At 41.7% G+C, this 14461-nt stretch carries 10 protein-coding genes; 4 read left to right on the top strand and 6 right to left on the bottom strand.

All coding sequences use genetic code 11. The features are described 5' to 3' along the window. Positions 1–16: 16 nt before the first annotated feature. Together IW644_RS09530 and IW644_RS09535 are read left to right on the top strand one after the other, a co-directional pair. Positions 17–865: an MBL fold metallo-hydrolase gene (locus tag IW644_RS09530; RefSeq protein WP_269917391.1), complete on the top strand. Its 849-nt coding sequence runs from the start codon at positions 17–19 to the stop codon at positions 863–865. Positions 866–891: 26 nt separating this feature from the next. Then, the gene (locus IW644_RS09535; RefSeq protein ID WP_269917392.1) at positions 892–1908 is read left to right on the top strand and encodes a phospholipase A; all 1017 of its coding nucleotides are present in this window, start codon (positions 892–894) and stop codon (positions 1906–1908) included. A gap of 99 nt (positions 1909–2007) precedes the next feature. Here the strand turns inward: IW644_RS09535 and IW644_RS09540 are convergent, their stop codons facing one another. The 6 genes from IW644_RS09540 to guaB form a co-directional block, all read right to left on the bottom strand. Further along, the gene (locus IW644_RS09540; protein ID WP_269917393.1) at positions 2008–2910 is read right to left on the bottom strand and encodes a histone deacetylase family protein; all 903 of its coding nucleotides are present in this window, start codon (positions 2908–2910) and stop codon (positions 2008–2010) included. A gap of 132 nt (positions 2911–3042) precedes the next feature. Continuing rightward, on the bottom strand, positions 3043–4665 hold the full coding sequence (locus IW644_RS09545) for a methyl-accepting chemotaxis protein (RefSeq protein WP_269917394.1): 1623 nt from the start codon (positions 4663–4665) through the stop codon (positions 3043–3045). Between the two features lie 259 nt (positions 4666–4924). Beyond that, positions 4925–5677 (bottom strand): hypothetical protein, encoded by a 753-nt coding sequence (locus IW644_RS09550; RefSeq protein WP_269917395.1) that lies wholly within the window; start codon positions 5675–5677, stop codon positions 4925–4927. Positions 5678–5989: 312 nt separating this feature from the next. Next, positions 5990–7942 carry an acyltransferase family protein gene (locus tag IW644_RS09555; RefSeq protein ID WP_269917396.1) on the bottom strand — a complete coding sequence of 651 codons (1953 nt, stop codon included), beginning with the start codon at positions 7940–7942 and terminating at the stop codon, positions 5990–5992. A 478-nt stretch (positions 7943–8420) separates the two neighbouring features. Beyond that, positions 8421–9998, bottom strand: a complete 1578-nt coding sequence (gene guaA, locus IW644_RS09560) for a glutamine-hydrolyzing GMP synthase (RefSeq protein ID WP_269917397.1) — start codon at positions 9996–9998, stop codon at positions 8421–8423. Positions 9999–10067: 69 nt separating this feature from the next. Beyond that, entirely contained in the window at positions 10068–11537 is a 1470-nt protein-coding gene (gene guaB, locus IW644_RS09565) for an IMP dehydrogenase (RefSeq protein WP_269917398.1), read from the bottom strand. A gap of 100 nt (positions 11538–11637) precedes the next feature. On the opposite strand from guaB, the gene xseA reads away from it, so the two are divergent. Together xseA and IW644_RS09575 are read left to right on the top strand one after the other, a co-directional pair. Further along, positions 11638–12990 carry an exodeoxyribonuclease VII large subunit gene (gene xseA, locus IW644_RS09570; protein WP_269917399.1) on the top strand — a complete coding sequence of 451 codons (1353 nt, stop codon included), beginning with the start codon at positions 11638–11640 and terminating at the stop codon, positions 12988–12990. 174 nt (positions 12991–13164) lie between these two features. Continuing rightward, complete coding sequence (locus IW644_RS09575) at positions 13165–14169, top strand: hypothetical protein (RefSeq protein WP_269917400.1); 1005 nt, start codon at positions 13165–13167, stop codon at positions 14167–14169. The last annotated feature ends 292 nt before the right edge of the window (positions 14170–14461 follow it).

Consider the following 14461-nt stretch of genomic DNA (forward strand, 5'->3'; position numbering starts at 1 on the left):
AAGTAGATGAGGGCGTATGCGGTTAACTTTTTATGGCGTAAGAGGGTCAATACCTACTCCGGGGGCAGCTTACGTTCGTTATGGTGGTAACACCGCATGCGTTCACATTGAGCTCGAGGATGGTACTGATATCATTCTCGACTCAGGTACTGGTATTCGCTTACTTGGCGACCGCTTAATTAAAAAGACAACGCCAATCCACCTTTTATTAAGTCACAACCATTGGGACCATATTCAAGGTTTTCCTTTTTTCGCACCTATTTACCAAGAATCACGTGAAATAAACATTTATCCGGGTCTTACTCAACTCAACGAACCAGATCAAATTTTAAAACAAATGGAAGGGTCATTATTCCCCGTTCCGAAAAACGCGTTAAAGTCTTCCATAAGCCTTATTGAGTATCCTGCCACAGAGAATACATTTACCATTGGAAGTGCGACTATCACCCGCTTGGCCATGAACCACCCAGGCAGCGGTAGCGCCTATTGTATTGAAGCCGACGGTGTCAAAGTTGCTTATATCACCGATAATGAACTCTACCCTCCTTATAAAAAAGAAACAGATTTTCTAGATTTTGCGAAGTTTGCTAACGGCGCAGACTTGCTTATTCATGATGCACAGTACATGTTAACAGACATGCCTGCTAAAAACGGGTGGGGTCATTCCGTTGCTGAAGAAGCGGTCAAACTAGCAATGGCAAGTCATGTTAAGCAACTAGCTTTATATAGTCATGATCCAGAACGCACAGATGACGCTATAGATGATGTCGTGAAACATTGTAATGAATACGTCACAGTGGCAGCGTCTACTTTACATGTATTTGCGTCTTCAGAAGGCCAAACGTTGGACTTCAATAAAATATAACAACCCCTTGTAACGGAGAATTTAAGGTGTCTGTGTTAAAGCCTTTAATAATATTGGCAGCGTTTGCTGCTTGCACGTCAGTATGCGCTCAAGAATCACAAGAAGTGGTAAGCGAACAAACATCACCTATCGAGAACAGCGAACAGGAAAGCCTTGTTGAAAAGGCAGATGAGCAGCGGTCACAAGAAGAAAGTGGTATTGAGGTTATAGATATCATCAAACGTGACACAACCACAGAGAGCGCGCTAGATGAACGCCTGGAAGGTGATAAAGAAGCACTGGACAACGTTTTTGCTATTACTCAGCATAGACAAAATTATTTACTTCCTATTACTTACGTTTCTAACCCTAACACCTTCGGCAATGAAGAGTTAACAGAAGAAAACGTAGATAATAAAGAAGCTAAGTTTCAAGTGAGCGCTAAGCTACCCCTGTACATGGAAGATACTGGCTTTGACGGCTTGTACTTCGGCTTTACGGTAACCTCTTTCTGGCAGCTTTATAATAGTGAAGCGTCAAAGCCCTTTCGCGAAACTAATTACGAGCCAGAAGTTTTCTGGCAAGAAACCGCTGATTATTCGGTACTTGGCTACAAATTTAATACCTTCCAAGTCGGTTTCAATCATATGTCGAACGGCCAAAGTGGTCTGCGCTCTCGCAGTTGGAACCGCCTCTTCGCGTCAATAGTGTTCAGCGACAACGACGATATTTACTACCTTAAGACTTGGTATCGTATTCCTGAAGACGAAAAAGCAGACCCGCTTGATCCGACGGGAGACGATAACCCAGACATTCAAGACTACTACGGCAGAATGGAATTTGGTTACGGCAGAAAAATTGGTGCTTTTAAAGTGCTTGCGCTTCTGAGAAACAACCTAGATTTTGACGAAAACAAAGGCAGTATTCAGCTAGACTTCACCTACCCGATATCTGACCGCTATGAGTTACTGCTGCAGTATTTCAATGGCTATGGCGACTCTCTTATCGACTACAACCGTTCACAAGAACGCATCGGTATTGGTTTTCAGCTGCACTTTTTGTAAAACAAATAAGTACGCTTAATTACAAAGCGCGCGGCAAACGATTTTTTTATCAACACGTTTTGAGCGCGCTTTTTATTGTTCGATAGCTACTCGCCGCAGCTAGCCAATTACACCCGCAGCGCGATAAAGCTGAATATGCACATCTACCAGCGCAGCAATATCTCTTTGATACCCTCCACCAATGACCGCCGCAATTGGCACACCTAAACGGTCAGCTAAAGCAAATACTGTCTTGTCCCTTTCATAAACACCTTGGGTGGATATATGTAAATGCCCTAAATCGTCGTTCACATGAATATCCACACCTGCGTCATAGATAATGGCATCGGGTTGAAACTGCCTATTAGCCAACGTAAGCGCTTCTTCAAGCGTGCTTAAATACTCGTCATCTTCCGTCCCCTTGGCAAGCCCGATATCAATATCCGAATGCTGCTTTCTGTATGGAAAGTTTTTTTCACCATGAATGGATAAGGTAAAGATATCGCGATCATCTTCAGCAAGCTTTGCTGTGCCGTCTCCCTGGTGCACATCCAAATCGATAATGAGCACATTATCAATAGATGATGTTTGCTGCATGGTTTTTGCCGCTAAATACAAATCATTGAAAAGACAAAAGCCAGAACCAAAATCAGAGAATGCGTGATGATACCCCCCAGTTAAATTCAAGGCTTTGCCATGCTCTAATGCAAGGTTTGCCGTTAAACAAGTGCCTGCGACTGCGGTTCGGGTACGTTCAATTAACTGCTGCGACCAAGGAAAGCCTATACGGCGCATAGCTTTTTTATCTAATGCGCCAGTAGTAAGCGCATAGACATAGTTCGAGTCGTAATAGGCCGTAAGAACAGATAAATCAACGGGTGACGGGGTAGTAAAACGCGCTTTATCAACACCACGCCTTACCAGCTCGTCTCGAATACCCACATATTTTTCGATGGGAAAGCGGTGTCGTTCGGGAAGGTCTAACTGGCTATATATAGGGTGAAAAACGAGTGGCGTGGTCATTATTTTTAGTGCAACTTATTCAATACATGGCTCATGGAACAAGGAATAAGCGGCATGGTTTTAAAAGCCACCTTGACGCTTACTCCGAAACATTTTCGTTCCACATCTGCGGTTAATACTGACAAAGCACAGTTAGCGGGTCAAACTGTTCACCACCTTTTCCACGTTTTCTGACATACTTTTCATTGAGCGAGACATGTCATCACGCTGCGCAAGCTGATGGTATTTTTCTGACGATGTCACTACGTTGCTTATAATTGCTTCCACCTGCTGTAGCACCGCTTCTTGCTCATCTGCCGCTTCGTTAAGTGCCACCACTACGCTCGCGGTTTCTTGAATATCTCTCACTACATTATTGAGGGTTTCAAGTGCCGTAGCGGCCTCTGCCGCGTTGTTATCAGATAACTGCTTGCCCGATGACATAGCAGCAACTGCGCCTTTTGCTTCCGCCTCAAAGCTGCTTAATATATCGTTGATTTCTTTAGTCGACTGCTGCGTTTTAGCCGCAAGCGCACGCACTTCGTCTGCCACTACAGCGAAACCACGACCGTGCTCACCTGCTCGCGCTGCCTCTATTGCTGCGTTAAGTGCTAACAAATTAGTTTGGTCGGCAATTTCATTAATGACGTTCACCACTTTTAGGATATTCGTGCTTCTACTTTGTAGCTCAGACACAATATTGCTGGATTCGGTTACCGTTTTAGCTAGTTGTTTAAAGCCTGCATTAGCACTTTCAAATGTGGCATAGCAACTTGCCACGTTCTTTTCAGAATTATCTGTCGCCACAGCAACTTGGTCTGTGATGGCCACTAAATTCTGAACAATTTCTTTAAGCTTATCTGTGCTGCTATCAAGCGAACGCGAGGCATCGCGCTGTCCATTGGCGCCCTCCATAATAGATTGGCTAACACTACCCAAGGTGCCAAACGCTTTTTCCATTTCTCGCTCTGCCTGTTGAAGCTGTGCAACCGAATCTTTTAATTTGTATTGCAACGCTCGGGCGGAATCGGCCAACATACCTAGTTCGTGCTCACTTGTATAAGTTAACTCATAGTCATAGCGGCTATTAGCTAAGTTCGATATACACGCAGCAACAGCCTTCGTTGGCTTGATAACATGAGAGCGCAAGCGAGCAACAACGTACACAACTGAAAGCACAGACAGCGCAACAGCGGCCAATAATATGATCCAAAGCATAGTGCGGGTATTAACTTTAAGCTCAGCTATTGCATTGGCAGAATCTGCTGCAATTTCCGATGCGATGCTTGATAAAAGCTTAGCTGGCTCCCTATCGATACCGCGCACAAAACTATCGCCAACTTTAGGGTCGAACCCTGAGGTAACAAACGCGCTGTAACCTTCTCGATATTTTTCGGCCATTACAGCATGCGCTTTTTTAAATTGTCTGATATCAGACTTCACGCTATCACTTACCACATCGCTTGATAGCATCAGGTCGAACTGTCGAGTTATATCAGCTTCACGCTGCTTGAATCGTTCCCAGTATTTTTCTCTATCTTCTTTTTTGTGTCCGCGCAGCAAGACGTTCTTCCATTCTTGAACTTGTGTTTTGAACGTACTAAGCGTTGTATTGACGTCTCGCTCAGCTTGAACCAACGTATTCTCTAGCTCATCAAATGCGCTAAGCAAAGAAAATGACTTTAGAATTGAAGCACCATTGAGTAATACAAGAATGAAAAGGCTGGCGAGAACGGGCGTCATCACCAAACGACTGATGCTTGTGTAATTGAACACGGCTTAACCTTTAGTATAATTTTGAAGGAGGACGTCGCCATTAAATGATAGTTTTATGACGGTATGGTTACATGATAGATATAAATTTTTATAACATAAGATAGGATAAAATACGTTTAAGTTTGTTTTCTAAACCAACATATATAAACTTTCGTTGTGCAAGTGAACTTAATAAGTTTCCCAGAATTCAATCACAATATTTACATCATAATTATCAGTTCAAAATAACGTTCAAAGCAAAAACGACCAAAAACGTAAATTAACGATTTGCTAGTATTGATAAATTACGATAGTGCTGAAGTGCTATTTCTAGCGAATCTTCGTCAAGTTCAATGCTTTGACTATTATTAGTCTCAATGATTTTACCAGAAACTATGCTAGATGACGGATCGCCGTGCCCTGCCTTACCTGTCTTATTAAACAAGTTATAGTTTTCACTAAGTTCAGAATCTAAATTTAACCAATCGCTAAGGTCCTTTAGAGTGTGAGCTGTGTCTTTTACGACTTTGTCTGATTCTATAATATGTACTTTTGAGTACTTTTTAGAGATATCTATTAAATAAGAAATACGCTTAATATAGTATTGAAGCATTTTATCCGTATTTGAATATTCCGGTTTATTAGTTGCCTCTCCCATTTTAACTAGACTTCTTATCGTTGCCTTTGGCTCCCTGAACAAAACTAAAATATGAACTTTCGGGTTACTAAGAATTTTATCAGAAATGACGTAACTATTATGAAGCACCTTGTCTAAATAGTATTTACTTTCATTAATGTCGTTCAAATCCTTGTATAATTCTAAGTGCATTTTGAATAGTGACGTGGGAGTGGGATAATCATAATGTAGCTCACCATATCCACAAATTTCTGGATGACTTCCCAAAAGGTGGGATAGTAACGAAGAGCGACTTCTCATGTGACTAAGAATAAAAAGATAGTTTTTTTTACTTCTAAATAATGAAGGATGGCTGAGCGCCATATTAATCTTCTCAAATTTTGTAGCAAAAGACATAAAATTTCCGCTCGAAAGGTGACATCAATTTATTTTTAGTGTTAGCACACCCCACAAATAATAGCAACAACAATATCTGCATGAGATAGAAGTTATAGTTTTTCCTTAATAAGAAAAATAGGTTAGGAGGATATGTATGAAAAAGGTGCTCAGAACTTGTTATACGATTTAGCTCACGATAATAACTTCATTACTTAAAAACTTAATAGACATTTATTCTGAATAGAAAACTTCAGAACTTCTTTACAATAGCAATTAGAGTATAAACAACGCGAAATCTGGTCGATCCAAATATGAATTTTCATTACTTTTTTATTTTTTTTCATTTGGTTTAACAAACCAATCTAACTCATCAATTCTTGTTGCAAAGAAGCGAGCTCCAGCAATAGAGTTGTGCCCATAATCATAATAATATTTTTCTAAATCTTTAGAAACAGCAAAACAGACTTCACTTTTTATTTCGCACTGATATTCCATTCTATCTAGAATTTTAATTTCCGGGTGATTTCTTGCTAAAGCTATCAACCTTTGATTAATATCATGAACATTGCCATCAAAGTCATGTCGGGTCGCATACTTCTTTTCAGTATACGCAATGAAGTATTGTTGATTGATTATGTTTGCTAGGTCACTGGGGGATACCAAATTTAATAGCTTGTCATCGACACTGTGTTCGTATGCCACATACTCAGCCATTGTCCATTTTCTAGTTCTATACTCGGGAAACTCAAAGGTATTTAGTATAATAACCAATCGCTTATTATCTTCTATAAATAGAGAAATGACTTTCTCAAACTCTTCTATGTCGGCAAGATCGTACCTCGAAGCAAAAACCACTGTATCGGCAAATTTGTAGTTCGGTAATCGACGAATTTTATTTATATTGTGCGGTACTTCACTTATTTGAGTGCCATACCTCGAAAATTGAAAATTCTTACCATTCGTCTTCGAGAACGTTAAAGTATTGTAGATATCTTTTGAGTGAGAATTTCCTAGTATCATAACCTTCTCTATATTTTTATCTAGATCATACCAGAGGGAATGCTCATTTTTTTCTTTCAAATTACTCCATGACTCTAGTCTCAATTTCTCGTTACTAATTGAATTTTTTGATAACTTGAAAAAAATAGCTTCATTGAACTGCCCTGGATTGACTACATTTGCAAACCAACTTCCTAAATTCCCTATTAGAAAAAATAACAAGAGTGTAAAAAATGATAACTTAAAGATTCGAGCACGAGTAAAATGTTTTTTGTTTCTAAATGGCGACTCTATAAATTTCCAGCTTATAAATGCTATAAACAAAGAGCTTAACACCATAATCCATTTGAGATTTAAGTCGAGTTCTTCGATCGAATTTACTCTAACGAAAGCAAAAATTGGCTGATGCCATAGGTAAGCTGAATAACTGAGCAGTCCTATTGATACCAATAGACTATTACTGAGAATCTTGTTAACTAGAGTGTTATTTCTGCCGAATAATATTACTAAAAAAGTGCCAAGAACCGGGGCCAAAGTATAAGCGCTAGGAAACGGCGTATAATCATCAAACAAAAAAATTCCTAACACTATGAAAGACAAACCTACCATAGACAAAATATCATTCGCCTTAGGATCTACTGACTTCATCAAAATTGCAGCAAACGCTCCTACGAATAACTCCCAAACTCTTGATGGCAGTAAAAAAAAGTTTGCGCTAGGCTTTAAAACTACAAGATATTCACAAAGGATAAAACTCATCACCGAAATTAAAAAGAGCCACGTATACAAAGCCCCCCTGCTTCGCCTGTAAAGTAGTAGTAATAAAATAGGAAAAAACAGATAGAATTGCTCTTCTACCGCCAAACTCCAAGTATGCAGTAACGGTTTTTCTTCCGAGGCAGCTTGAAAGTAGCCACTCTCTAACCAAAAAAGAATATTAGAGCCGAATAAACTTACAGCAGTAACACTTTGTGAATAGTCTTTAAGTTGTGAGGTATTCAAGTACATCCAGGAAAGCGGCATAGTAACAAATACGACTACTGCTAAAGCAGGTAAGATTCTCCGCGCTCTTCGCTCATAAAAGCTTATAAGGCTAAATTTATTGTTATTTATTTCATTGAGAAGAATAGAAGTTATTAAGAAGCCGCTAATGACAAAGAAAACATCAACACCAATGTACCCTCCAGAGAAGTGTTCAAAACCAGCGTGAAAAAAAATTACTGGCAGAACAGCCAAAGCTCTAAGCCCGTCAATTTCAGGTCTATAAGTCAATGTGCTGGACAACGTCCTATTCCTATTTTAAAGATTTTACACGTTATCTCGATATATTATGTTATTGAGATAGTTCTTTACAAATAACCTTGCCAATTATTAGTAGAATGAGAGAAGATAAACCTTAACCTCGCAAGGGCCCAACATTAAGTAAACGCAATCAAAAGTTTCTATCTATGTGCAGTGCTAACTACTGTAAGTTTTATATAACCACCATTAAAAATTTAGTGCGTGCCTTAGATAGTTTCGGGTTAAGCTGGCGCTTTATAATATATATTATTTTGAAAAAACGTACCCTTTCTAAACAATAGTTTCAATTCTTTAGTTATAACTTCTCCTATTATCAAACTAAGATGAAGCTTCTTAAAAGAACTGCATTTATAAACGTTGTAAGTACTAATACAAATTTGCCATCTGCCGCCTAGCAATTTTCATTCGCATGGTTATTCCTGAACTTTGGAATAACCATGCTTAAGGGCTATATTAGTATCTATTCCCACTCAATCGTAGCAGGTGGCTTACCAGAGATGTCGTAAACCACGCGGCTAATACCGTCGATTTCATTGATAATGCGGTTCGACACTTTACCTAGGAAATCGTATGGCAAGTGTGCCCAGTGAGCTGTCATAAAGTCGATGGTCTCTACTGCGCGAAGGCTTACCACCCAATCGTATTTACGCGCATCACCCATTACGCCAACCGAGCGCACTGGAAGAAATACGGTAAACGCTTGGCTTACTTTTTGATACAAATCAGCTGCATATAGCTCTTCAATAAAGATAGCGTCAGCACGACGTAGTAGGTCGCAATATTCTTTCTTAATTTCACCAAGTACACGAACACCTAGACCCGGTCCAGGGAACGGGTGGCGGTAAAGCATGTCGTATGGTAAACCTAGCTCAAGGCCTATTTTGCGGACTTCATCTTTAAATAGTTCACGCAGTGGCTCAACAAGACCCAGTTCCATATCTTCAGGAAGACCACCCACGTTGTGGTGCGACTTAATTACGTGCGCCTTACCTGTTGCTGAACCCGCGGACTCAATCACGTCTGGGTAGATAGTACCCTGTGCTAGCCATTTAGCGTTCTCAAGCTTGCTCGCTTCTTCATCAAATACACGAACAAACTCATTTCCGATTGCTTTACGCTTAAGTTCAGGATCTTCAATGCCTTTCAAGCGGTCAAGGAAACGGCCTTCAGCGTCAACACGGATAATGTTCAAACCAAAGTGGTCACCAAACATTTCCATCACCTGGTCGGCTTCATTAAGGCGCAGCAATCCGTTATCTACAAATACACAGGTAAGGTTTTTGCCAATAGCACGGTGAAGTAACATAGCCGTTACTGAAGAGTCTACACCGCCCGATAAACCTAATATGACGCGCTCGTCACCTACTTTTTCTTTAATACGCTCAATAGCATCGTCAATAATTGCGCCAGCCGTCCACAGCTTTTCACACTTACAAACATCCATTACAAAGTGAGTAAGTAAACGCATACCTTGGCGTGTGTGAGTCACTTCTGGGTGGAATTGTACGCCGTAGAATTGCTTTTCTTCGTTATACATTGCCGCATGCGGACATGAAGCCGTTTGCGCAATGGTTTCAAAGCCTTCAGGAATAGCTGCTACTTTATCGCCATGGCTCATCCATACATCAAGAAGTGCCGCACCGTTATCGCCAATAGCATCTTCAATTTTGTCTAGCAGAGGGCTTGGTTTAATCACTTCTACTTGTGCATAACCAAATTCACGCTTGTCTGAGCCCAGTACGCCACCGCCTAACTGGTGCGCCATAGTTTGCATGCCATAGCACACGCCTAACACGGGCACGCCGGCTTCAAACACATACTCAGGTGCTCGCGGTGAGCCTTCTTCTGTTACTGACTCTGGGCCACCAGACAAGATAATCCCTTGAGGATTAAATTCGCGGATTTGCTCTTCGGTCACATCCCAAGCCCAAAGCTCGCAGTAAACGCCGATTTCGCGAACACGACGTGCTATCAACTGCGTGTATTGCGAGCCAAAATCCAAAATAAGTATGCGTTGGTCGTGGATATCTGTGGTCATGTTTTATTTTTACCCGTTAAATAAAGAACAAAGGCTGGTGTATTACCAGCCTCGCAGTCGTCGGTCGCCTTAACCTAAACGGTAGTTTGGCGCTTCTTTGGTAATGCTTACATCGTGTACGTGGCTCTCACCCATTCCTGCAGAGGTTACGCGCACAAATTGAGCTTTAGTATTCATCTCTTCGATGGTAGCACAGCCTGTTAAGCCCATCGCCGAGCGAAGACCACCCATTTGCTGGTGAATAATATTCGCAATAGGACCTTTATACGCTACCCGCCCCTCAATACCTTCTGGTACTAGTTTTTCAGCGTTGTCAGAATCTTGAAAGTAACGGTCTGATGAACCATGACTTTGATCCATTGCACCTAGTGACCCCATGCCGCGATAGGACTTGTAGTAACGACCTTGGAAAAGCTCAACTTCCCCTGGCGCTTCTTCAGTACCCGCAAGCATGCTGCCAACCATCACACAGCTTGCGCCAGCAGCTAATGCCTTGGCGATGTCTCCAGAAAAACGAATACCGCCGTCAGCAATAACAGGGATATCTGTATCTTTTAATGCTTCTACTGCGTCAGATACCGCGGTAATTTGAGGTACACCACAACCGGTTACAATACGAGTAGTACAAATTGAACCAGGGCCAATACCCACTTTAACTGCATCTACGCCTGCGTCGGCTAGTGCTTTTGCACCATCGCCTGTAGCCACGTTACCCGCAATAATTTGTACATCAGGATAGTCAGCACGTACTTTCTTAACGCGGTCAATAACGCCTTGCGAATGACCGTGAGAAGTATCGATTAGTAGAACATCTACACCTGCATCAACAAGTAAGGCGATACGCTCATCAGTACCAGCACCAACGCTTACCGCTGCTCCTACGCGAAGACGACCTAGTGAGTCTTTACACGCATTGGGCTTGTTTTCTGCTTTTTGGAAGTCTTTAACGGTGATAAGACCTGTAAGCTTGAACGCATCGTCTACAACAAGAATTTTTTCAATGCGGTGTTCGTGCATTAAATCTAGCACTACGTCAGAGCTTGCACCTTCTTTTACGGTAACCAAATCATCCTTTTTGGTCATTACGTTGCTAATAGGCAGGTTTAAGCGCTTTTCAAAGCGAAGATCGCGGCCTGTCACTATACCAATTAGGTTATTATCTTTGTCGGTCACCGGGAAGCCAGAGTAACCAAGACGCTTAGAAAGTGATATAACGTCACCAATGGTCGCATTCTCTTCAACCGTTACCGGGTCAGATACCACACCGCTTTCGTATTTTTTAACTTCGCGTACGTGTTTAGCTTGCTCTTCAGGCTTCATGTTTTTATGAATGAAACCAATACCACCCTCTTGGGCTAGCGCAATCGCTAAGCGGGCTTCAGAAACCGTGTCCATGGCAGCAGACACCATTGGAATATTTAACGTTACACCACGGGTTAGACGGGTTTGTAAGTTTGCAGTGTGAGGGAGGACGGTCGAGTGGCCGGGAACCAGCAACACATCGTCGAACGTCAGGGCTTCTTGGATGATACGTAGCATGCAACAACACCTATTCAGTTGAGGGTTAATTGCGGCGCAATTGTAGTGTTTTTTAGTTTTCAGGTAAACTCTAAATGTATTAAACCTAGTGATTTTTTTTATGTTTACAAATTCGCCATCTACGTCTCGACAAGTTTTAACAGTTACCAAGCTAAATCGCTTAGCCAGAACCGTATTGGAAGGCGAAATTGGCCTTATCTGGCTGTCTGCTGAAATATCTAATTTCGTTGCGGCAGCATCAGGACACTGGTATTTCACGTTGAAAGACAACAAAGCCCAAGTGCGCGCGGCTATGTTTAAAGGCGCAAATCGCAACGTTCGTATTCGCCCTAAAGAGGGCGATAAAATTTTAGTGCGTGCATCAGTAGGCCTCTACGAAGCGCGCGGCGACTATCAACTTGTTGTCGAGCACATGGAAAGCGACGGTGAAGGCGCGCTTAAGCAAGCGTTTGAAGCCTTAAAGTTCAAGCTTAATAATGAAGGTTTGTTCGATACTGCTAATAAGCGCCCGTTACCTGAGCGTATTAATCGCATCGGCGTAATAACCTCATCAAGTGGCGCTGCGCTTCACGATGTATTGAGTGTATTAAAACGTAGAAGCCCACAGACCGAAGTCGTCGTCTACCCTTCAATGGTTCAGGGTGAAACTGCACCGCTACAGCTTATAAATGCATTGAGAACGGCTAACAGACGCGCCGAAGTTGATGTACTTTTACTTACACGAGGCGGTGGTTCATTAGAAGACTTATGGTGTTTTAATGATGAGAGCCTAGCAAGGGAAGTTGCCGCAAGCTCCCTACCCATTGTTAGCGCCGTGGGTCATGAAGTAGATTTCACAATAAGCGACTTCGTAGCTGATGTTCGCGCCCCTACTCCATCCGCAGCCGCAGAAATTTTAAGTCAGGACTCTACTGCTCTTTACCAAACGTTGCGTCAGCAAAAACAACGCTTAGCACGGGCAGTACATCAGTATATTCAAACTAATAAACAGCAGCTCACTTTAAAGAAACAACGTTTAAATGCGTTGCACCCACAAAGTCGTATACAGTCGCAGTGGCAAACGTTAGACCGGCTACAGCTTCGCATGACCCATAAAATGCAAAGTGATTTAGCAAAAGCAGAAAAGCAACTGCATACGCTAGCGTCTAGATTAAACCATCAATCACCGTCGACAAATTTAGCGCGAGCAAAAGATAAACTTAACTATGCGAATACCAAGCTTATTTCAGGTATAAATGCACTTATTAAAGGTAAGAAAAGTGAACTTGGCAGTAAAGTAGGTCTCTTACAATCCGTAAGCCCTCTTTCAACACTTGCCCGAGGTTACAGCATCACGCTTACCGAAAAAGCAGCGGTGAATAGCGTGGAAAAAGTTGAAATAGGTGATGAGATAAAAACACGAGTGACTGACGGTGAAATAACCAGTACAGTGACGAAAATTCAGCAGCTATAGGTGGCTTTTAATATTATGCCCGTTAGTGCAAAAAACATCATATTTTATTCTTTGCAGCTGCGGGCCAGAGTCTTGTTTTGCAAACTACTTCAGAGTTTCGCCAAGCCAGTACCTATACTGCCCCTTTGCTTATTGTTGATAATCGATTTTTCTAATCTCGCATGGGCATCTTCAGTGGACCAAAGCGTTGCTGTTTTCTCTACCTACCCAAGCGAAGATTTACTTGAGACCTGTATTGAACAGCGAGAAACGAATAACCTCGAACCTGATTTCGTAAGCGACAGCACTTTATGCCAAGAAGATGCTATTTCTCCAGAAAATTTCATCAAAGAACTCAGTGAAACCGGAAAATTTAACAACCTCTTGCCCTACGCTGAGGGAAACGACTACGAACTGCTTATCGCTAACGTGGGTGCTGCGCCCAATGTGCACAAGCAAAATGCGAAGCAATTCGCGGAATTTACGCTACAGTGGCGGGGCATTGAAATTGATTCTTCAGCGTTTGATAGCGGTATAGAAACCAGTGACAGCAATGTTATTGAAAAGCAAAGCACCGAAAATGTTGCACGTTTACTGGTATCTCGCTGGCTTGAACACGTAAAGCATAAACAAATATTTACCAGCGAGTTCTTGTTTGCTGCCCTTGAAGCAAGTAATTACAACTTAGCTCTACAGGTTCCAGATGCCATTGGTGACTTTACTAAACTAGACACCCAGCTTTTTTCGGACCCTTTTAGTGGTGCAATCACTCGTTATATACATCCGAACTTCGAAGACGCTTTGGTCGACGTTACCGTCTACCCATTTTTGGCGCAGCTTTCTTCAGATGAAAGCGAACTTTTGCCACAGGAATTAGAAAGCGACTTTAAGAAAGCATCGGCTACAGCAGAGTTACAGCACTTAATTCTATCTCAAGTTAGCCCAGCCTCTCCTTATACAGTGAACGATAAGCTTTCTGGGTGGAGGCTAGGTTTAAGTGCAAATTCAGAAACATCGCCAACAATTTTCGCAACAACCTATGTATTTAGACAACAGGACAAGATAGTTAAAGTGTCTACCACTTTCCCTCCTGATTTTTCAGACACTATTGTCAACCAGTTGATCGTTAAGGTTGAAGTACCACGAGAGTCTGAAATGATGAAAAAGGTTCGCACCCTGCTGTTGGAAGGCCAGCGCTAGACTTTTTTCACTCTATTACGTTTAGTAAATGATAAATTTCGTTTTGGTCTTTTTTCGAATTCACTACTAAGGATATAGACTTTTTGCTGTTCCTGAGGTTTGTATCTGTCAAACCAGTTGTAAATTTGATTTTTTTGAAGTGGTGAGGTGCTTTTAAATAACTTTTCTACTGACAAAATGACGTCCAAATACAGTTAACTACAATGCGTTTTTCCCTAAATCGAATTGCGTCGGGTTGCAAAAAAGGCTCCAACACCTACCAACTAAAGAATGCTTTATTTTTAAAGGGGCG

Source organism: Alteromonas sp. PRIM-21 (assembly GCF_027563165.1).
Taxonomy (GTDB): Bacteria; Pseudomonadota; Gammaproteobacteria; order Enterobacterales; family Alteromonadaceae; genus Alteromonas; species Alteromonas macleodii_A.